The sequence below is a fragment of the Rhizobium sp. BK379 genome, assembly GCF_014193955.1.
GTDB lineage: Bacteria > Pseudomonadota > Alphaproteobacteria > Rhizobiales > Rhizobiaceae > Rhizobium.
Genome location: NZ_JACIAD010000008.1, coordinates 319994 through 339043, shown reverse-complemented (window position 1 = coordinate 339043; position 19050 = coordinate 319994). Strand labels below are relative to the sequence as shown.

20 protein-coding genes are annotated in these 19050 nt (G+C 59.6%); 8 read left to right on the top strand and 12 right to left on the bottom strand.

Features of this window, described 5'->3' with window-relative positions; translation table 11 throughout:
• Positions 1 to 248: 248 nt before the first annotated feature.
• Positions 249 to 1214, top strand: coding sequence for a transaldolase (gene tal / locus FHT93_RS29725; RefSeq protein WP_112544363.1), 966 nt, complete (start codon positions 249 to 251; stop codon positions 1212 to 1214).
• Positions 1215 to 1311: 97 nt separating this feature from the next.
• Positions 1312 to 1980 (top strand): DUF1345 domain-containing protein, encoded by a 669-nt coding sequence (locus tag FHT93_RS29720; RefSeq protein ID WP_112968710.1) that lies wholly within the window; start codon positions 1312 to 1314, stop codon positions 1978 to 1980.
• On the opposite strand, the gene FHT93_RS29715 is transcribed toward FHT93_RS29720, so the two are convergent.
• Positions 1977 to 2777 carry an anti-sigma factor gene (locus FHT93_RS29715; protein ID WP_113116367.1) on the bottom strand — a complete coding sequence of 267 codons (801 nt, stop codon included), beginning with the start codon at positions 2775 to 2777 and terminating at the stop codon, positions 1977 to 1979. The genes FHT93_RS29720 and FHT93_RS29715 overlap by 4 nt on opposite strands.
• Entirely contained in the window at positions 2774 to 3529 is a 756-nt protein-coding gene (locus FHT93_RS29710; protein ID WP_183850824.1) for a sigma-70 family RNA polymerase sigma factor, read from the bottom strand. Before FHT93_RS29710 ends, FHT93_RS29715 begins: the two co-directional genes overlap by 4 nt.
• A 298-nt stretch (positions 3530 to 3827) precedes the next feature.
• Here FHT93_RS29710 and FHT93_RS29705 point away from each other — a divergent pair, with 298 nt between their 5' ends.
• The 3 genes from FHT93_RS29705 to FHT93_RS29695 all read left to right on the top strand — a co-directional run bounded on the left by FHT93_RS29705 (position 3828) and on the right by FHT93_RS29695 (position 5817).
• Positions 3828 to 4802, top strand: a complete 975-nt coding sequence (locus FHT93_RS29705) for an MBL fold metallo-hydrolase (protein ID WP_183850823.1) — start codon at positions 3828 to 3830, stop codon at positions 4800 to 4802.
• 20 nt (positions 4803 to 4822) lie between these two features.
• Positions 4823 to 5296, top strand: coding sequence for a tetratricopeptide repeat protein (locus FHT93_RS29700; protein ID WP_113015444.1), 474 nt, complete (start codon positions 4823 to 4825; stop codon positions 5294 to 5296).
• 62 nt (positions 5297 to 5358) lie between these two features.
• Positions 5359 to 5817, top strand: a complete 459-nt coding sequence (locus tag FHT93_RS29695) for a DoxX family protein (RefSeq protein ID WP_183850821.1) — start codon at positions 5359 to 5361, stop codon at positions 5815 to 5817.
• A 37-nt stretch (positions 5818 to 5854) separates the two neighbouring features.
• On the opposite strand, the gene FHT93_RS29690 is transcribed toward FHT93_RS29695, so the two are convergent.
• On the bottom strand, positions 5855 to 6028 hold the full coding sequence (locus FHT93_RS29690) for a DUF1328 domain-containing protein (RefSeq protein WP_112544349.1): 174 nt from the start codon (positions 6026 to 6028) through the stop codon (positions 5855 to 5857).
• 183 nt (positions 6029 to 6211) lie between these two features.
• On the opposite strand from FHT93_RS29690, the gene FHT93_RS29685 reads away from it, so the two are divergent.
• A complete protein-coding gene (locus FHT93_RS29685) occupies positions 6212 to 6835 on the top strand; it encodes a YjbE family putative metal transport protein (RefSeq protein WP_183850820.1) in 624 nt (207 codons plus the stop codon).
• 6 nt (positions 6836 to 6841) lie between these two features.
• Here the strand turns inward: FHT93_RS29685 and FHT93_RS29680 are convergent, their stop codons facing one another.
• From FHT93_RS29680 to FHT93_RS29650, 7 genes are all read right to left on the bottom strand, one after another.
• Entirely contained in the window at positions 6842 to 7948 is a 1107-nt protein-coding gene (locus FHT93_RS29680) for a LuxR C-terminal-related transcriptional regulator (RefSeq protein WP_183850818.1), read from the bottom strand.
• Positions 7949 to 8133: 185 nt separating this feature from the next.
• Complete coding sequence (locus tag FHT93_RS29675) at positions 8134 to 9561, bottom strand: gamma-aminobutyraldehyde dehydrogenase (protein WP_183850816.1); 1428 nt, start codon at positions 9559 to 9561, stop codon at positions 8134 to 8136.
• Between the two features lie 60 nt (positions 9562 to 9621).
• On the bottom strand, positions 9622 to 10437 hold the full coding sequence (locus FHT93_RS29670; protein WP_183850814.1) for an ABC transporter permease: 816 nt from the start codon (positions 10435 to 10437) through the stop codon (positions 9622 to 9624).
• Complete coding sequence (locus FHT93_RS29665) at positions 10427 to 11389, bottom strand: ABC transporter permease (RefSeq protein WP_183850812.1); 963 nt, start codon at positions 11387 to 11389, stop codon at positions 10427 to 10429. Before FHT93_RS29665 ends, FHT93_RS29670 begins: the two co-directional genes overlap by 11 nt.
• Entirely contained in the window at positions 11386 to 12372 is a 987-nt protein-coding gene (locus FHT93_RS29660) for an ABC transporter ATP-binding protein (protein WP_183850810.1), read from the bottom strand. Before FHT93_RS29660 ends, FHT93_RS29665 begins: the two co-directional genes overlap by 4 nt.
• Before the next feature lie 208 nt (positions 12373 to 12580).
• On the bottom strand, positions 12581 to 13741 hold the full coding sequence (locus tag FHT93_RS29655; RefSeq protein WP_183850808.1) for an ABC transporter substrate-binding protein: 1161 nt from the start codon (positions 13739 to 13741) through the stop codon (positions 12581 to 12583).
• A 120-nt stretch (positions 13742 to 13861) separates the two neighbouring features.
• Positions 13862 to 14770, bottom strand: coding sequence for a LysR family transcriptional regulator (locus FHT93_RS29650; RefSeq protein ID WP_112968722.1), 909 nt, complete (start codon positions 14768 to 14770; stop codon positions 13862 to 13864).
• A gap of 179 nt (positions 14771 to 14949) precedes the next feature.
• Between FHT93_RS29650 and FHT93_RS29645 the strand changes: the two genes are divergently transcribed.
• Positions 14950 to 15672, top strand: coding sequence for a hypothetical protein (locus FHT93_RS29645; protein WP_183850806.1), 723 nt, complete (start codon positions 14950 to 14952; stop codon positions 15670 to 15672).
• Positions 15673 to 15684: 12 nt separating this feature from the next.
• Here the strand turns inward: FHT93_RS29645 and FHT93_RS29640 are convergent, their stop codons facing one another.
• A complete protein-coding gene (locus FHT93_RS29640) occupies positions 15685 to 16575 on the bottom strand; it encodes an AraC family transcriptional regulator (RefSeq protein WP_183850804.1) in 891 nt (296 codons plus the stop codon).
• Between the two features lie 132 nt (positions 16576 to 16707).
• On the opposite strand from FHT93_RS29640, the gene FHT93_RS29635 reads away from it, so the two are divergent.
• On the top strand, positions 16708 to 17460 hold the full coding sequence (locus tag FHT93_RS29635) for an SDR family oxidoreductase (protein WP_113211887.1): 753 nt from the start codon (positions 16708 to 16710) through the stop codon (positions 17458 to 17460).
• Positions 17461 to 17536: 76 nt separating this feature from the next.
• On the opposite strand, the gene lysS is transcribed toward FHT93_RS29635, so the two are convergent.
• Positions 17537 to 19033 (bottom strand): lysine--tRNA ligase, encoded by a 1497-nt coding sequence (gene lysS / locus FHT93_RS29630; RefSeq protein WP_183850802.1) that lies wholly within the window; start codon positions 19031 to 19033, stop codon positions 17537 to 17539.
• Between the last annotated feature and the right edge of the window lie 17 nt (positions 19034 to 19050).

Here is a 19050-nt window from a genome sequence, read left to right as displayed (position 1 = left end):
GCGGGCATGCGGAAAGTCACGATCGGCCCATCAGCCGCACGCGGCAGCGCTTGTAAGGCGCTTGTCGTTTTCCGGCGGTTGGACCAACGCGCCTGGGAACACCGCCAATGTCTCTCACGTTTATGACTCATCCGTGACGGTGGCGCGTCTTTTCGCCTGCAGCATGCAAACCATCGGTCCTCAGATCACCTCTTTGCCGGGCGGAACTCGCGCCGGTCCGCAGTCCAAGTTCAAAAAGGATTTTGACCATGACGTCCAAGCTTGACCAACTCCGCGAGATCACAACCGTCGTTGCCGATACCGGTGACATTCAGGCTGTTGCTCGCCTGAAGCCGGTTGATTGCACGACCAACCCATCCATCGTTCTCAAGGCACTCGGTACCGAGATGTTTGCCGATGACATGAAGGAAGCGATCGCCTGGGGCAAGAAGCTCGGCGGTGACGCCGATGCAGCGGCCGCAGCCGTTGCCGATCGCCTCGCTATCTCCGTCGGTTCTGCCCTCGTAAAGCTCGTTCCCGGCCGCGTTTCGACTGAAGTCGATGCCGACCTCTCCTTCGATACCGAAGCTTCGCTCAAGAAGGCGCGCAGCATCATCGCCGCCTACAAGGAGCGCGGCATCGAGAAGGACCGCATCCTCATCAAGCTCGCTTCCACCTGGGAAGGCATTCGCGCCGCCGAAATCCTTCAGAAGGAAGGCATCGACTGCAATCTGACCCTGCTTTTCTCCAAGGCCCAGGCTATTGCCTGCGCTGACGCCGGCGTGTTCCTGATCTCGCCCTTCGTCGGCCGCATTCTCGACTGGTACAAGAAGTCGACCGGCAAGGATTTCACTGCCGAAGAAGATCCGGGCGTTCTGTCCGTTCGCGACATCTACAATTACTACAAGGCCAATGGCATCAAGACCGTCGTCATGGGCGCCTCCTTCCGCAACACCGGCGAAATCGAAGCGCTGGCCGGTTGCGACCGTCTGACCATCGCTCCGAACCTGCTCGATGAACTGTCCAACGACCAGGGTAAGCTCGAGCGCAAGCTATCGCCCGAAACGATCAAGCCGGCCCCGAAGGTCACGGTCGATGAAAAGACCTTCCGCTGGATGATGAACGAAGATGCGATGGCGACGGAAAAGCTCGCAGAAGGCATCCGCGCATTCGCAAAGGATCTCGGCACACTGCGCAGCCAGGTCCGCAAGGAACTGCAGCTTGCTGCTGCATAAGGCTGCCAAGCCGCACTTTGATGAAAGGCGCGGGTGCCGATGGCATCCGCGCCTTTTTCATCTTGATATCAAGGGCATAGAGGCTCGGAGGATTGACGTGGCTGACGAGGATGACGGAAATTCGCTGGTCTCGCTTGCCTACAAGCACGCAAGCTTCATCCTTTCGGTGCTCGGTGGTCTCATAGTCTTTCTGCTGCTGACCTCGCGGGAGGTCAGCGCCAGCAATATCCTGTTTGGCTGGAATGCCTCGGCAATCATCTTCATCGGGCTGAGCTGGCGCAAGATGCTTCGGGCGACCGTTGAAAGCATCAGGAAACGATCCGAAGATCTCGACTTTTCCGATACTTTCCTGCTTTTCCTATCGATTGCAGCGGCTCTCGCCAGCATTGCCGGAATCGGCATCGAGCTTCATTCGATCAAGGATGCACCGGCGGATGTCGCGCTGTGGCGCGCTGCTGCTGCGATCCTGACTATTCTGATCTCCTGGTTTTTCCTGCACACGCTTTTCACGATCCATTACGCCCACTATTTCTATGGCGGTTCGGATAAGTGCGAAGGGCTTAAATTCCCTGATGGAATCGAGGAGCCCGCCTATTGGGACTTCCTCTATTTCTCTTTCACGATCGGTGTCGCGGCACAGACGGCCGATGTGGCCGTGACATCGACGACGATGCGCAAGTTCACCCTGCTGCATGCGCTGCTGTCGTTCCTGTTCAACACCACCATTCTCGCACTTGCGATCAATGTCGGCGCAAGCCTGCTTTAGAGTCTCTCCGCGGATCGGAAAAATCTCTCGAACTCTGCGAGGTCACCCGAAGCAACATCTGAAATCGCCCAGAACGTCAGTCCGCCATCCGACCATTGTACCATGTTGTAGCCGTCGCGCTCTGTCGTCGTCTGGGTGCCCGAAGCCGTGGGCCAGATGAACAGGTTGATGACGTGGCCGTGGCGCCTGTAAACAAGGGCGGCAACGGCACGGCCGCCGATATAGTCCACGCGGCCCCCGACTAGCGGAAATCCGTCCTTCGTGAGATCGCTGACTGGCGGCGAGAAATCGATCTTGCCATTGAACCAGGGCTTCACCGTATGCTGGTCCGAGGTCAGGACGTCGGTCAGATGGTCGGCCATCATCGACCTGACATGGCTTGCCATGATCTCGTCCTGCAGGATGAGGGTCTGCGATGGAGTGTTGATGAACAGGAAAGCGCTTGCCGCCAAGACCGCCAGCGAGGGAATGAAACTCCACTGCCGCGCGAGGTCAAAGGCGCGGCGCCAGAAGGGCGGCCGGTGTGCTCGAGGCAAGCTGGAGGCGGCCGCTGTCTGTTCGAAGGACAGCATGGACAAGACTTGTGAACGCAGGGCTTCGGGCGGCCTCCATCGGACGCCGTCCTGGTCGATGATCTTTCTCACCGCCGTAACCCTTTCCATCTCCGTCCGGCAGCTCTCGCAGGTCGCCAGATGACCCTCGAATTGCGCGGCATGGACGCCATCGAGTTCGCCGTCGACGAAGCCGTGGAGCATGATGCGCCATTCGGCGCAGGCATTTTGATGGGCTTCGCTCATCCTTCCGCCTCGCTCTTGTTGCATGCATCCCAGATGTCGGCGAACTCGCGCCGCGCCCTGGCAAGGCGCGACATGACGGTGCCGATCGGCGCATCGATGATTTCTGCTATCTGTCGGTAGGAGAGGTCTTCGAGTTCACGCAGCACGATGATTTCCCGCATCGTTTCGGGAAGCTTGCTGATGACGTCGCGAACACGCTGCTGCTCCGTCTGCCGGATCATCGCTGTTTCCGGAGAATCCTCTTCCGATGCGACTTGATAGCCTTCGTCTTCATCGGGATCGGCACCGCCGGTCTCGTCCAGATGCCGTTCGAAACGGGCCTTGCGGCGATCCTGCTGGCGCCAGACGTGGCAGCAATTCCTGACGATCGCAAACAGCCAGGAGCGCGGATCGCCGCCGCGATATGTTTCGAAATTGCGGTAGGCGCGCAGAAAGGCTTCCTGGACGATATCCTGCGCGGCCTCGGCGTCGCGGCTAAGGAAGCGGGCGAAATTATAGGCCGCGTCGAGATGCGGGATAATCACGTCCTGAAAGCGATGCATGAATTCATGCTGGGTCGCCGCGTCGATCTTTGCGGCAATCCGTTCGCTGCCGGATTTCTCTGCAGCCATGAGATGGAACAGTCGCGTCACGCCGGCGAACAGCACCTGTAGCGGTGATGGTCGAACATGGGCGCGCGGCGCCTGGCCGCCGAGCAGGAAAGTCCAGTCGATCGATCCGACGGGATAGGTGATCTGAGCGTTTGTCATCATCCTCCCTGCCTCAACAGCAGCCGATTGGGACGTGAGAGCCGCAGGTATTGGATGCGGCCTCCTGCAGTCTAGACCGATCGGCGCGCAGTTTTATTCCAGAAAATCTCGATTTATTTGCGCTGGGATCGATGTCAGCTCTGGGTAGTAAAAATAATGTCGTTTTTCCAATGGGTTGAAAGAAATTTCCGGGAAATCGGGAATAAGCATCCGGTGCCTTCGATCTAGTTCGTCAGCGGGGACGTCAGAGCAATCGCAGTCTTCGCCAGTCGAAATGCCATCAACAAGAGGAGGCATAATCATGTTGTCAATGTCACGTCGCGCCGTCCTGGGATCGGCTGCCGCTGCGGCCGCATTCGGTCTGTCTTCGAAGATCGAATTCGTCATGCCGGCATTTGCCGAGACGCCGTTGGAACCGACAGTCGGCTTCTACAAATACAAGGTCGGCGATATCGAGGTCACGGCGATCTATGACGGTATCTGGAAAAAGCCGCACGACCCAGCCTTCATCAAGAACGCCTCGATCGAAGACACCAAGGAGGCGCTTTCCAAGGCCGGGCTCACGACCGAATTCATGCCGATCCCGCTGACGGTGGTCGTGCTGAAGGTCGGTGGTCGCACGATCATGATGGATGCCGGCTCCGGCGTCGGTCAGTGGCAGGAGAATGCCACGCATCTGCCGGCGAACATGGCGGCGGCCGGTATCGACTACAAGAAGATCGATACGATCATGATCTCGCATTTCCACCCCGATCATGTTTGGGGCCTGATGGAAAAGGGAACGAACAACCCGGTTTTCCCGAATGCAGAACTCATCGTCAACGCGATGGAATACAACTGGTGGACGGAGCCCGGCCGCGTCGAGAAGCTTGCCGAAGGCAGAAAGCCGGCCGGCAAGCGCATCGCCGCCGTCTTCCCGAAATGGAAGAACTGGAAGCTGGTGGATGACGGGGCCGACGTCGCGCCCGGCGTCCGGCTGCTGTCGGCGCCCGGCCATACGCCTGGTCATTCGACCTATCTGGTGAGCTCCGGAAACAAGCAGCTGCTCGTCTCCGCAGACATCATGTACGTGCCTGCGCTGCTCGCGCCGCATCCCGACTGGCAGGGCAGCTACGATCAGGACGGACCGACGGCGATAGATACGCGCCGCCGTCTCATCGATCGCGTCATCGCAGACAATATCGCGATCTGCGGTTCGCACTTTCCGTTCCCCGGCTCAGGCACCTTCGTCAAGGACGGAAGCGCCTATGGCTTTACCCCGACAATCCAGGCCTGAAAGGCTCCAAGGAGACGATCATGATCAAGACCAGCAAATACGTGGTTCTAACCTTCATCGGCCTTTGTGCCGCTTCCGCCGGCTTTACGGCGATCAGTGCGCTGCCGGCTTTTGCCGTCGACAACATGGAATCGACGGACGCACCGGACCTTACTTCGGTGCGTGCCAAGATCGACGCCAAGGACTATGCCGGCGCGCTCCAGGAGCTCCGCGACCTCGCTGAAGATAACCAGCAGGCAGACGTGTATAATCTGATGGGCTTCACGCTGCGCAAGACCGGCGACTTCAAGACGTCGCTGACCTATTACACCAAGGCGCTGGAACTTCAGCCGGATCACAAAGCGGCCCGCGAATATCTCGGCGAACTCTATATCGAGACCGGCGACATGGCGAAGGCCGAGGAGCAGGTGTCCGTGCTCAAGCAGCTCTGCCCTACGGGCTGCGAAGAGCTTGAGGACCTGCAAGATGCCATCGCAGCGAAAGGAGGCAACTAAACGGCATGTAGACTGCAAGGCAGGCGGGTCTACCGCCTGCTTTCTTCGAAGAGGAGGTTACAATGGAAAACGCTTTAGCGGAAAACGCTTCGGGCCGGGTTCGGCTGGCCGATCTCATTCTTCTACTTGGCAGGTTCCTGCTGGCCCTGATCTTCCTGCATGAAGGCGCGACGCTTGCGGCCGATATGACTGCTACGCTCGCTGCCTTTCAGAAGCTCGGATTGCCGGCGATCGTGACATTTGGTGTCGTCGCCCTGCAGCTCGGCGCCGGTCTCTCCGTTGCCGCCGGCCTGCTGAGCCGGCTCGGCTCGGCGGCGCTAGGGCTGTTCTGCCTCGCTACGGCCTTTCTGTTTCATACCAACTTTGCGAGCCAGAACGAGTTGCTGCATTTCGAGAAGGATCTTGCAATGGCCGGCGGCATGCTCGTCCTGGCGGTGAGGGGCGCTGGATCGATATCAATCGACAATCTCGTGAAGCGACAGGTGAAGGAGTTGCATCCCTGGCTCAAGGCGGTGCTCTAGCCAACGGAAGTCTCCAGCACCGCCGTCACACCCGCGATCAGAAGATCGCCTGTCCTGCCATCAACGCGAGGATAAGGAAAATCAGGAAGATAACGAGGAATATGCCGAAGAGTACGCGCGCGATCGTCGCGGTCGCCGCGGAGATGCCGGAGAAGCCGAAAAAGCCGGCGACGATCGAAATTACCAGAAATATCAGAGCCCATTTTAACATGGATATCCTCCTTCCGTGATTGCCGGGAGAAGACGCGCCAAAGCCGATTTTGTTCCAAATTGCTAAAATGGAACGCCCTTCCTTGAAGGCGCATTACTTTGCCTCGCAAAGGCTTTTCAAAGAGGTCCCGATCTGTTTGAAGGGATCGTCATCGATTTGCCCCATCGACGAAAGCCATCGTCCATGAATGCCTTTCTGGACCCCCAGGTCATATCCGCCTATCTCCAAGTGATCATGATCAACATCATCCTGTCGGGGGATAATGTGATCGTCATCGGCATGGCAGCCGCCGGCCTCTCCGCCGATTTGCGCGGGAAAGCGATCGTCGCCGGCATTGCCGCAGCCGCCGTCGTCCGCATCGTTTTTGCCGTTATCGCCGCCCAGTTGCTCTTCATCAAGGGCATCACGCTCGTCGGCGGCCTGCTGCTTCTGTGGATCTGCTGGACGATGTTCGGCGAGTTGCGGGAGAGGGGCGAAGAGGGGGCTCAGGAGGAAGCCGGCCACCACGCTCACAGGCCTAAACTTTTCCGGAAGGCGATCGGCCAGATCATCTTTGCGGACCTTTCCATGTCGCTCGACAATGTCCTGGCCGTCGCCGGTGCCGCGAAGTCGAACATGCACGCCTTGATCTTCGGCCTTATCCTTTCCGTCATCCTGATGGGTGTCGCATCCAGCCTCGTGGCAAGACTGCTTAACCGTTTCCGCTGGATCGGCTGGATCGGCCTCGCCATCATCGTCTATGTGGCGCTCGACATGATATGGGAAGGCGGCATGGAGCTGTTCGCGATTTATGGTCAGGCCCAATAGCCGGGTCTAGATTTTCAGGCTTGATAGCAGCGATATGAGCTGGGACTGGCGCTGTGTGCCCGTCTTGGCGAGAACCTTCTTCACATAGCCGCGCGTCGTCTCATAGGTCAGGCCGGATATCTCGGCGATCTGGCGTGGCGATGAACCATCCATCAGCAGGCGCGCGACCGTCGTTTCCTGAGGCGTGAGCGAAAAGAGCCGGCGCAGCAAGTCGCGGCTTGGGGCCACTCGCTCCGAGAGATCCGTGATGATCGCGACTGCGGCGGAATGCGAGAAGAGTTCGGCAGGTATACCGTTCAGCCGCTGGGCACGGATTATCAGCGGCGCCTTTCCGGGACGGGAAAACAGGACCGGCGTGGAAGCGGCCGGATTGGTGAGCGGTTCCTTCGAAAGGGTTGCCTGCAGGTGGCGTCGCAGGAGCCCCGTCTCTTCCTGGCGGAGAGTGACGAGTTCGCGATCGGCAATCCGGATGTTGTCGTCGAGCAGCATCTCTGCCCGCTGGTTCAGCCTGGTGATGCGCCCAAAACGGTCGAAAAAGACCACGGCGGTGCCGGCGAGCTCGAATGCCTCGCTCATGCTGTCGATCTTGGCGACATGCAGCGCGCGGATGATGTCGGCGGCGGCAGTCAGCCTCGACTGCATCTTCACAAGCACGCGCTCATCATCGCGATCGAAGGGCTGGTCTTGAATTCGGCGCTGCAGGTTGAGGCTCAGCATCGTATCACCGGAGGTGAAGCCCACCATGGCGGAATAGCGGAAGCGGAAGCGGGCCAGGAACTCGGTGTAGAAGCTCTCGTGCTTGAATTCTTCCTCGCCGGCGATGTCGTGTTCGATGACGACACTCTTGGCCATCGCAACCGCCAGGCCGCGTTCGCGGAAGTCACGCTGATACCATTCCTCGTCGAAATAAACCTTGAAGGCCTCCAGCAAGTTCGGGGTCGTCAGGAAGCCGGCGGGGAATTTCCCGCGCACCGGCATGATATGCGTGCCGATGGAACCGGTGGCGCGGCTGATCTGCTCCAGCGTGCGCTCCCAGCTTGCCGGCATAAGAGCGGATTCCAGCAACCCGTCTAAAGCCGTTTCAAGCTCGGAGATATCAATGCGCGTCGCCATGAGTAGGTAATGCCTGACTGATCTCTTTCATCCGACAAGGAAGCACACTTATCGCGAGCCGACAAATAGTGTGAAACGGCAATTCCACGTTTAGAAATAGTATTTGCAGTTGTATTACGACAAAGTGACAAAAGTCACTGATGGCGACAGTGACTTTTGAATCAGATCAAGATTTTGCCGTTCAACTATCCGTGATTGATCATAACGTGACGGACGGCGGTATAGTCTTCCAGAGCGTAGACGGACATGTCCTTGCCGTAGCCTGATTGCTTGAGGCCACCGTGCGGCATCTCGTTGACCAGCATGAAATGCGTGTTGATCCAGGTGCAGCCATATTGCAGGCGAGCAGCAGTCTTCATGCCGCGGCCGACATCCCTGGTCCAGACGGATGAGGCGAGGCCGTAATCGCTGTCGTTTGCCCAGTTCACCGCATCCTCTACCTCGGTGAAGCGGGTGACAGAGACGATGGGTCCGAAAACTTCACGGCGGACGATCTCATCTTCCTGCGTTGCACCCGCGACGACCGTCGGCGCGAAGAAGAAGCCTTTATCGCCAGAGATCCTGCCGCCGGTGGTGATTTCCATATGCCTATGTTCGGAGGCGCGGGTGACGAAGCTTTCAACACGGTCGCGCTGGCGCTTGGAAATCAACGGGCCAATTTCGTTCTCGGTGTCGTCAGCCTGGTTGAAGCGGATGCTGGAGACGGCCGATGTCAGGTCGGCGACGAAATTGTCGTAGACCTTCGCATCAGCGTAGATCCGGCAAGCGGCTGTACAGTCCTGGCCGGCATTATAGTAACCGAAGGTGCGGATGCCGGCGACGACTGCATCGATATCGGCGTCGTCGAAGACGATGACCGGCGCTTTGCCGCCAAGTTCCAGATGGGTGCGCTTGACGGTCTTGGCAGCGGCCTGCAGCACTTTCTTGCCGGTCGCAATGTCGCCGGTGATCGATACCATGTTGATCTTCGGATGGTTGATCAGGGCGTTGCCGACACTCTCGCCACGGCCGAGAACGATGTTGACCACGCCTTCGGGGAGGATATCGGCAAGGAGCTTTGCCATCTTCAGCGCTGTCAGCGGTGTCTGTTCAGACGGCTTGAAGACCACGGTATTGCCACCGGCGATGGCGGGTGCGAGCTTCCAGGCCATCATCATCAGCGGGTAGTTCCAGGGTGCAATCGAACCGACGATGCCGACAGGGTCACGGCGGATCATCGAAGTGTGGCCGGGAAGATATTCGCCGGAGACCGGTCCGTGCAGATTGCGCACGGCACCGGCGAAGAAGCGGTAACAATCGACGATGGCCGGGATTTCATCATTCAGAACTGCATTGATCGGTTTGCCGCAGTTCAGCGCCTCGAGCGTGGCGAAGCCCTGCGCATCCTTTTCAATGGCGTCGGCAATTTTCAGGAGGTAGGCAGAGCGTTCGGATGGTGTCGTCTGCGACCAGGCGACAAAGGCTTTCTCGGCCGCATCCACGGCGGCGTCGATCTGGCCGAGCGAGGCTTCCGCAAGGTTCAGCACCGTTTCGCCCGTCTTCGGGTTCAGAATGTGCTCTTCCGTTTCCGTGCCGCTTTCGAAGCGGGAACCGATCAGCATTTGCGTGTCCATGGGCGTTCTCCCTTGTGGTTGATCGAGTGGGGCGGAGGGGGTTCCGCATCCCGCTCCGGTTTATTTGCCGGCGCCGGCGATCTGGTCGCCGTCGCGAGTGAGGTAATAGGCTGCCAGGATCGGCAGGAAGGTGACGAGCACGACGACCATGGCGACCACATTGGTGACCGGGCGCTGACGGGGGCGGATCAACTCTTCGAGCATCCAGATCGGCAGCGTGGATTGCTGGCCGCCGGTGAAGGTGGTGACGATCACCTCATCGAAGGACAGGGCGAAGGCGAGCATGCCGCCGGCGAGAAGCGCGGTGCCGATATTCGGCAGGATGACATGGCGGAAGGTCTGGAAGCCGTCGGCACCCAGATCCATCGAGGCTTCGATCAGCGAGGCCGATGTCCGCCGGAAGCGGGCAACGGCGTTGTTGTAGACGACGACAACGCAGAAGGTGGCGTGACCGAGCACGATCGTCCAGACCGAGAAGGGGATGTCGAAGAGGCTGAAGGCGGAGCGAAGCGCAATGCCGGTGATGATGCCGGGAAGCGCGATCGGCAGAATGACGAGCAGCGAGATCGCTTCACGGCCAAAGAATTTCGTCTGGCTCACGGCGGCCGCACAGAGTGTGCCGAGGATCAGCGCAATCACGGTCGCGATGCAGGCAACCTGCAGCGAGAGGCCAAGAGCCGACCAGATATCCGGGCGGTTCCAGGCGATGCCGAACCATTGCAGCGTCAGGCCTGGCGGTGGCCACTGGTAGCTCTTCTCTTCCGTCGTGAAGGCATAGACGAAGATCAGCAAGATCGGCAAATGCAGGAAGAGCAGGCCGCCGGCGGCTGCGATCTTCAGGACGAGGGGTGATTTCTGCCCGCGGTCAGAGCGCATCGAAGGCTCCCATGCGTTTGGCGAGCCACAGATACATCGCCATGATGGCAATCGGCACTACGGAGAAGGCAGCAGCGAGCGGTACGTTGCCGGCCGTTCCCTGCTGCGTATAGACCGCCTGGCCGATGAACAGACGGGACGAGCCGATGATCTGCGGGATGATGTAATCGCCCAAAGTCAGCGAGAAGGTGAAAATCGAGCCTGCGACGATGCCGGGCAGCGCCAGCGGGAAAAGCACGGTTCGGAACGTTTGGCGTGGCGTAGCGCCAAGATCGGCTGAGGCCTCGATCAGGTTGCCGGGCACGCGCTCGAGGGCTGCTTGCGTTGGCAGGATCATATAGGGCAGCCAGATGTAGACGAAGACGATGAAGGTGCCGAGATAGCTGACGGAGAGCGAATTGCCGCCTACGATGGGCAAAGCGAGTACGCCGTCGAGAAGCCAGGACAGATGGAACCTCTCGAAGAACCAGGTGAGGATACCTTCCTTCGCGAGGATCAATTTCCAGGCGTAGATCTTGACGAGATAGCTCGACCAGAGCGGCATCATGACGCCAAGATAGAAGAGGGCCTTCCATTTTCCTTGCGCATAGCGGGCCGCATAATAGGCGATTGGAAAGGCAACGAGGGCCGAGGCGACCGTCACCAGCGCCGCCATCAGGATTGTTCTGATGATGATGTCGAAATTGCTGGGGTTTAGAAGCTGGGCATAGGTGTCGAGGGTGAACTCGTAATTCACCATCCCCGAGAAATCGTCGATCGAGAAGAAGCTCTGCAGCAGCAGCGCGATCAGCGAGCCGATATAGATGATGCCGAGCCAGAGAAGCGGCGGGGTCAGCATCAGGAAGAGCAGCAGTTTCGGGTGGCGCCACAAGCTGTCCGAAAGGCGGCCGAAGAAACCACCACGTTGCGGCAGGATCGAAGTTTCGGGCTTGGTGATTGCCAGCGCCGTCATGCCGCATCATCCATATAGTGCACGTCGCCCTGCTGCCAGGAAAGGCGGATGGCGGTGCCGATATCGGGCACGTCGCTGCCAGCCGGCAGCATGACGTGAAGACGCGATCCCCTGGTCTCGACGGCAAGCCGGGTCGCCGCACCCAGGAAGCTGGCATTTTCGACTCTGGCTTCAATGCCGTCAGCTGCGATGTGGATTGCTTCCGGCCGCAGGCTCGCCCAGCGTTTCTCGCCGCCAAGGGCTGTCATGACATCGGGGGCGATGACATTCGACGAGCCGACGAAATCGGCAACGAAACGTGTTTTCGGACGCCGATAAATGTCCTGAGGCGTGCCGTGCTGGACGATGCCGCCGTTGTTGAAGACCGCGACGCGGTCGGCCATGGAGAGCGCCTCGCCCTGGTCGTGGGTGACGAAGATGAAAGTGATGCCAAGCGCGCGCTGCAGGCTCTTCAACTCCTCCTGCATCTGCTCGCGCAGTTTCAGGTCCAGGGCGCCAAGCGGTTCGTCGAGCAGGAGTACCCGCGGCTTGTTGACGAGTGCACGGGCGAGCGCCACACGCTGGCGCTGGCCGCCGGAGAGCTGGCCGGGACGGCGGCTGCCATAGCCGGGCAGCTTCACCAGTTCCAGCGCCTTTTCGGCTTCCTTGATCCGCTCCTTCTTGCCGACGCCCTTGACCATCAGCCCGTAGGCGACGTTGTCGAGTATATCGAGATGCGGGAAGAGCGCGTAGTCCTGAAAGACGGTGTTGACGTTGCGGCGATAGGGCGGAACGCCTTCGGCGGTCTCGCCGAAGATTTCGATATGTCCCGATGTCGGCTGTTCGAAGCCTGCGATCAGGCGCAGGCAGGTTGTCTTGCCGGAACCGGACGGGCCGAGCATGGCGAAGAACTCGCCGGGCACGATTTCAAGATCAACGCCATCGACGGCGCGCACCGCGCCGAAATGGCGAGACACCTTCTGGAAACGGACGGCTGACGTCATGGAAGCTCCGGACCTGTATCATTCGAGGGAGGCATTGGCCTTCGTTCTAAACGCGCTGCCCCAAACCCCTCCCCACAAGGGGGAGGGGCTTAACCTGCGGCGCCCACTCTCAAACCTTTCGGCGTTTCAGCAGGAATGCGGCGGTGCCACTCCGGCCCCTCGACTTCGCGAGGAGTTGGGAAAGGCACTTACGTTGATCGGCCTGGCGTTACCGCCCGCCGATCACGCCGATATAATCCGATACCCAGCGATGATAGGGCACGCATTCGCTCTCGGTCGTGCATTTGGCGATCGGGGTCTTCCAGAACTTGATCTTTTCGAAGTGATCGTAACCGTTGCCGTTGCAGCCGGTGTCGGTCAGCAGCTCGTTGCCCTTGCAGGCTGCCGGAACCGAGGGAACGGCGCCGAACCAGGCGGCGGCATCGCCCTGTACTTTCGCCTTCAGGGAGTGTTCCATCCACATATAGGCGCAGTTCGGATGCTCGCTGTCGGCGTGCAGCATGGTCGTGTCAGCCCAGCCAGTTACCCCTTCTTCGGGGAAGGTCGAAGCGATCTTCTGCTTGTCCGCCTGCATCAGATTGACCTGGAACGGCCAGGAGCCGGAGGCAACGACACCTTCGTTCTTGAAGTCGTCGACCTGGATCATCGCATCATGCCAGTAGCGCGAAACAAGCTTGCGCTGGCCACGCAGCAGGTCGAGGGCGGCCTTGTACTGATCCTCGTTGAGCTCGTAAGGATCCTTGATGCCGAGATCGGGCTTGTGCGCCATCAGATACATGGCCGCATCGGCGATATAGATCGGGCCGTCATAGGCCTGGACGCGGCCCTTGTTGGACTTACCATCAGGCAGGTTCTGCTCTTCGAAGACGACGTTCCAGCTCGTCGGCGCCTTATCCTTGAAAGTGTCCGTGTTGTACATCAGTACGTTCGGGCCCCAGAGATAAGGCACGCCGTAGTGGACGCCGTTCACCGTATGCCAGGGCGCATTCTGCAAGCGCTCGTCGATGGTCTTGAAGCTCGGAATCAGGTCGGTGTTGATCGGCTGGACGCGCTTGCCGGCCACAAGGCGCAGCGATGCGTCGCCCGAGGCTGTGACGAGGTCGAAGCCGCCTTCGTTCATCAGCGCCACCATTTCATCCGAGGTGGCGGCGGTCTTTACGGAAACCTTGCAGCCCGTTTCCTTCTCGAAGTCGGTGACCCAATCGTAATTCTTGTCGGTTTCACCGCGCTCGATATAGCCGGCCCAGGCGACGATGCTGACGGCGCCTTCTCCCTTGCCCAATTCCTTCAGCGGTTCGGCAGCGATAACCTGCGTCGCGAAGCTCAGGCTCGCGAGGGCAGCAGTGCACGATTTCAGAAGATGCTTCATCGTCTGTCTCCCGGTTCGGTGCCGCTTTTGCGGCGTTTTGTTCCCGGAAGAAAAGGTGACGCGGAAAGGCCGGTTTCGCAAATTCATTTATCAGAAAGCCGATATCGGAAATTCCGATACCTAGCGGGATCTTCCCGATCGCATGTTCTCGGCGATAGCCACAAAATCGCGCGCCGCCTGCGGCAGGCTGGAGCCCTTGCGCCAGACCATGCCGACCTGCACGACGGGCAGAGAACCGGAAACGTCGCGGCTCTCGATACGGTCGCCTTCCAGCGACCAGGGGCGATAGACAAGATCGGGCAGCAGCGCCACGCCCGCGCCCGTGGCAACCAGGCTGCGCACGGCTTCCACCGAGCGAGTGCGGAAGGCGACGTGTGGACGGGCGCCGAGTGCGGTCAATAGTTTGCCGGTATTCTCCTCGATTTCATCCACCGTCAGCATGATCAGCGGTTCGCGGGCAATATCGGCAACCGAGATAATATCGGCCGAGACCAGCGGATGCCCCATCGGCAGCCAGAGGCGATAGGGGGATGTTTCCAGAATTTCTGCCTGGAGGGCCATGCGATCACGCAGATTTGAAATCACCATGACGGCAACATCCAGCTCCCCGCCGACCAGCAGATGTTCGAGATAACTGCCATTGTCCTCGATGGCGCTGACTTCGACGCCGGGGCAGGCCCGGCGATAGCGGGCCAGCAGGTCCGAAAGTACATAGCCGGCAACAAGCGAAGTAACGCCGATATTGAGCGTGCCGGAAGGTATGTTCTGCTGGGCGGAAAAGCTGGTGCGGGCATCGGAGACCGTTGCCAGGATTTTCGTGGCGTGCCGCAGGAACTGGTGACCATTGTGGGTGATCGAGAGCCCCCGCGGGTGGCGTTCGAACAACACGACCCCGAGGTCGCTTTCGAGTTCTTTCAGCGCCTCCGTTATCGATGATTGGGAGATCGACAGGTTCTGCGCGGCGCGTGTGACCGAGCCCTGTTCTGCAACGGCGACGAAATATTGTATCTGGCGAAGCGTGAAAGCCATGGCATTTTAGAGCATGCGCGTGAGCGCTCTGGCAAGCGCAGGAGCAGCCGGACCTTTTTTGGTATTTTGTCACTTCGAGACAAAGTCGGAAGGCCCACTTAAACATTCGGAAACGTCATTTCCCTAGCTTAACAGTCACTTGTATTGCGTTGGAGTTTTCAGATGGCGGAGCAGTTGGCGTGAAGGCCTTACTGCGCATATTCCGGCCTTCCCGGAAATTGGCTTTGATCATCGGTGGTAGCGCCCTGTTAGCGGGCGTTTCCGGCGGTGCTGCGGTCTATGTTGGCAAAGACAGGCTGCTGGGTGACGAGGAACCCGCTGATGGCGTGGCCTGCACCGACGTCAATCTCGTGACGATCAAGAAGCAGGATCATGTCTGGGTCCGCAAATACATCAAGACCGAACCTGTCGACGGCATGACGCGCGTCAAGACGGCGTTGCGCGTCGCCCAGGCCGTCTATGAAGCGCAAAAGCCCGATCTGGTGCAGGTCGTCGTCCTCGACGAGAACGGTCCGACCCTGCGCTCGGACATTCGCGGCCGGGCGATCGGCGCCGACGTGGTCTATATTGCGCATCCCGACAAGATGGTCGAAGGTCTCGACGACAAGCCCTATACGGCCCGTTATTACGACGGCAAGGCGAGTGAACAGGGCCTCTTCTACGGCGAACGCATCGAGTTGCCGGACGATCGGATCGCAACGCTGAATGCGAGCCTCAAGGACCCGGCCGATTGCATCGATCCAGTGGCCGTCGCCTCCACCAAGAAAGAGAGCAAGCCGGAAAAGGGCGCTGCTCCCAAGGAGGCTGAGGAACCGTCTGCTCAAGAGCAGGCTGCCAAGGATGCAGCCACTCCGGCAGTAGACGCTCCCGCAGAGGAGCCGCCTGTCAAGAGCGGCCACTAGTTCCGAAAACGATCAGGCGGCAGGCTTGATATTTTCCCTTATCAGTGAGGCATCGCGCGCCGGCGGCTGGCCGAAGAAGCGTGCGTATTCCCTGCTGAATTGCGAGGCGCTTTCATAGCCCACGGTGTAGGCGACCGAGGATGCATTTCCGGATTGGCCAATCAGAAGCTGGCGAGCCTGCAGCAATCGGATGCGTTTCTGGAACTGGATCGGGCTCATCGCCGTCACTGCCTTGAAATGGCGATGAAAGGCGGACACGCTCATCGAGGCGAGGCCGGCAAGCTTTTCGACCTCGACCGCCTCTGCGTAGTGATCGCGTACCCAGCGGATGGCGAGTCTTATCCGCGAGAGTGCGCTGTCGGGTGCCGCAATATCACGTAATATCCAGCCTTGTGGCCCCTGCAGCACGCGATAGAGGATTTCGCGTTCATAGGCAGGCGCAAGAGCCGGGATATCCTGCGGCCGTTCCATGAGCTGCAGCATTCTCAGCCAGGCACTGAGAAGTTCCGGCGTCATGCGGCAGACGGAATAACCGCCGCCTTGCCCCTCCTGATAGGTCTGTGGCGGGAGGTCGATGAGAAGGGATGCGACCCTTGCCGGATTGAGCGATAGACTGACACCGATATAAGGTCTGTCGAGACCGGCTTGTCGCACTTTGCCAGTTGCGGGCATATCCACCGAGATGACGAAATAGGTGGTGGGGTCGTAATAATAGTCCTGGCCGGCGATGGTGAGCGTCTTGCTGCCATCCACGATCAGGTTGACCATCGGCTCATAGATCGCCCCGAGTCTGTGCTCAGGGATCTCTCCCTTGACCATCAATATGCCGGGTATGCCGGTTTCCGTCGGGCGGTTTTCGGCGCGGGCCGTCAGGCGGCGCATCTCTTCGAACATTGTCTGCATGGGGGAATCCTGACCTAGCTCGTCATTGCGCGCAAGACAAAAGCAGGAATAGGCAAGAACGAGGCAGTTTCCGGCGGAGTAGAGGCCTCCCGTTTCCCCTAGCTTCCGGCCATCGAAAGCAAGGAGACACAGATGAAAATCGCAATCATTACCGGTGGCAGCCGGGGCATCGGTCAATCGGCAGCTCAGGAATGCGCGCGGCGCGGCATGGGGGTTATCCTCACCTACAACAGCCACAAGCCCGGCGCCGATGAAGCTGTGGCCGAGATCAAGGCTGCGGGCGGCCAGGCGGTCGCGCTGGCTTTGGATGTCGGCGATGCCGCAAGTTTTCCGTCCTTCGTTGAGGAGGTCAAGCGACTGCTTTCCACCTATTGGGGCCGCAGTGATTTCGATTGCCTCGTCAACAATGCCGGGTTCGGCATGTTCAATCTGATAGAGACGGTGACGACCGACCAGTTCGACGCGCTGATGAACGTGCACCTGAAGGGCCCGTTTTTCCTGACGCAGGCGCTGTTGCCGCTGATGGTGGATGGTGGCGTGATCCTCAATGTGACGAGCGCCTCGGTGCGTGTCGCAACGGCCGGTGTGGCGCCGTATGCCGCTCTCAAATCTGGGCTTGAGACCTTGACGCGGTATCAGGCGAAGGAGTTCGGCAACCGCAGGATCCGCGCCAATGCGGTCTCGCCGGGCGCTATTCGCACCAATCTGGCTGATGCCGCGCTGGACAAAAACCCGGAATTTGCAGCGCTGCTTGCCTCGCAGACGGCACTCGGCCGTATCGGAGAATCCGACGATGTCGGCCGGGTGATCGCCATGCTGGCGTCGGAGGAGGGTGCCTGGATCAATGCGCAGACAATCGAGGTCGCCGGCGGCTACATGATCTGAGGCGGAATGTTTCAGGAAAAAGCAAAACGGAGCGTCCTTTCGGGCGCTCCGTTTCCTTGTTCAGGTTGTGCGTTTCTCAGTCGGCCTTGGCGCGGCGGGCCGGGAACAGGATGACGTCGCGGATCGACGGCGCGTTGGTGAGGAGCATGATCAGGCGGTCGACGCCGATGCCGAGACCGCCGGCGGGCGGCATGCCCTGGTCGATCGCATCGAGGAATTCCTCGTCGAGCTGCTTTTCCTTCTCGCCGCGGGCATGGGCCTGCTCGAGTTGCTCCACCATGCGGCGGCGCTGTTCTTCCGGATCGTTGAGTTCGGAGAAAGCATTGCCCAGTTCCCAGGCATTGCAATAGGTCTCGAAACGTTCAACGAGGCGGGGCTCGCCCGGCACTTCCTTGGCGAAGGGCGAAATGTCCTTCGGGAAATGCGTGACGTGCGAGGGTTGGATCAGCGTCTGCTCAACCTTTTCTTCGAAGATGAAGGCAAGGCATTCGCCCCAGGTCCAATCCTTCTCGACCGCGAAGCCGGCAGCCTTGGCGGCGGCACGCGCTTCCTCGTCGGTCTTCATCGCCAGGAAGTCGATGCCGGTCACTTCCTTGACGGCGTCGGGCATCGGCACGCGCTTGAACGGACCCTTGAAGGACAGCGTCTTGTCGCCGAAGGGAAATTCCGTCGTACCGTGGATGGAGAGCGCTAAGCTCTCGAACAACCGCTCGACGAGGTCCATGATGTCCTCGTAATCGGCATAGGCCCAGTAGCACTCCATCATCGTGAATTCCGGATTGTGCCGGGTGGAGACGCCTTCGTTGCGGAAGTTGCGGTTGATCTCGAAGACCTTGTCGGTGAGGCCCGAAACCAACGTGCGCTTCAGGAACAGTTCCGGCGCGATGCGCAGGTACATGTCGAGCTTCAGCGTGTTGTGATGCGTCTTGAACGGCTCGGCGGTCGCACCACCGTAGACCGAATGCAGCATCGGTGTCTCGACTTCCATGAAACCGTCGTCTTCCATGAAACGGCGGATGCCGGAGAGGATCTTCGAGCGCTGCTGGAAACGGAGCTTCGATTCCTCATTCGTCATGATGTCGAGATGGCGCTTGCGGTAACGCAGTTCTATGTCGGAGAGGCCGTGCCACTTTTCGGGCATCGGCAGCAGCGACTTGGTCAGCATCTCGATCTTCTGGGCGTTGATGGTCAGTTCGCCGCGCTTGGTGCGACGTACAACGCCGGTGACGCCGATAATATCGCCGATGTCGATCATCGGCAGCAGCGCACGGGCTTCTTCCGGGGTCGTGTCCTTGTGACTGAAAATCTGGATCTTGCCGCCGGCATCGTGGATGTCCATGAACATGCCGGAGTTGCGCGACGAGTAGACGCGGCCGGCGACCGTCACGACATCCTGTGTCTCGACGTCGGGTTCCAGGCTCTCGTATTTCGCGGCCAGCTCGGCATTGGTCAGCGTGCGGTGGAAATGCGCCGGGTAGACGTCGCCGATCTGCTCGCGCAGCAGCTTCAACTTCTGGGCGCGCACTTCCGTTGCGTCGGAGGAAAGGGTGTTTTCGGTCTTGTTGTCAGCCATTGTCTGGATCCTCTGAC

Coding starts and splice junctions, on each gene's coding strand:
- lysS (WP_183850802.1), bottom strand. CDS start 19,033: ATGGCTGACAACAAGACCGAAAACACCCTTTCCTCCGACGCAACGGAA.
- FHT93_RS29640 (WP_183850804.1), bottom strand. CDS start 16,575: ATGCAGACAATGTTCGAAGAGATGCGCCGCCTGACGGCCCGCGCCGAA.
- FHT93_RS29650 (WP_112968722.1), bottom strand. CDS start 14,770: ATGGCTTTCACGCTTCGCCAGATACAATATTTCGTCGCCGTTGCAGAA.
- FHT93_RS29695 (WP_183850821.1), top strand. CDS start 5,359: ATGGAAAACGCTTTAGCGGAAAACGCTTCGGGCCGGGTTCGGCTGGCC.
- FHT93_RS29715 (WP_113116367.1), bottom strand. CDS start 2,777: ATGAGCGAAGCCCATCAAAATGCCTGCGCCGAATGGCGCATCATGCTC.
- FHT93_RS29680 (WP_183850818.1), bottom strand. CDS start 7,948: ATGGCGACGCGCATTGATATCTCCGAGCTTGAAACGGCTTTAGACGGG.
- tal (WP_112544363.1), top strand. CDS start 249: ATGACGTCCAAGCTTGACCAACTCCGCGAGATCACAACCGTCGTTGCC.
- FHT93_RS29700 (WP_113015444.1), top strand. CDS start 4,823: ATGATCAAGACCAGCAAATACGTGGTTCTAACCTTCATCGGCCTTTGT.
- FHT93_RS29665 (WP_183850812.1), bottom strand. CDS start 11,389: ATGACGGCGCTGGCAATCACCAAGCCCGAAACTTCGATCCTGCCGCAA.
- FHT93_RS29655 (WP_183850808.1), bottom strand. CDS start 13,741: ATGAAGCATCTTCTGAAATCGTGCACTGCTGCCCTCGCGAGCCTGAGC.
- FHT93_RS29685 (WP_183850820.1), top strand. CDS start 6,212: ATGAATGCCTTTCTGGACCCCCAGGTCATATCCGCCTATCTCCAAGTG.
- FHT93_RS29670 (WP_183850814.1), bottom strand. CDS start 10,437: ATGCGCTCTGACCGCGGGCAGAAATCACCCCTCGTCCTGAAGATCGCA.
- FHT93_RS29710 (WP_183850824.1), bottom strand. CDS start 3,529: ATGATGACAAACGCTCAGATCACCTATCCCGTCGGATCGATCGACTGG.
- FHT93_RS29635 (WP_113211887.1), top strand. CDS start 16,708: ATGAAAATCGCAATCATTACCGGTGGCAGCCGGGGCATCGGTCAATCG.
- FHT93_RS29675 (WP_183850816.1), bottom strand. CDS start 9,561: ATGGACACGCAAATGCTGATCGGTTCCCGCTTCGAAAGCGGCACGGAA.
- FHT93_RS29705 (WP_183850823.1), top strand. CDS start 3,828: ATGTTGTCAATGTCACGTCGCGCCGTCCTGGGATCGGCTGCCGCTGCG.
- FHT93_RS29690 (WP_112544349.1), bottom strand. CDS start 6,028: ATGTTAAAATGGGCTCTGATATTTCTGGTAATTTCGATCGTCGCCGGC.
- FHT93_RS29660 (WP_183850810.1), bottom strand. CDS start 12,372: ATGACGTCAGCCGTCCGTTTCCAGAAGGTGTCTCGCCATTTCGGCGCG.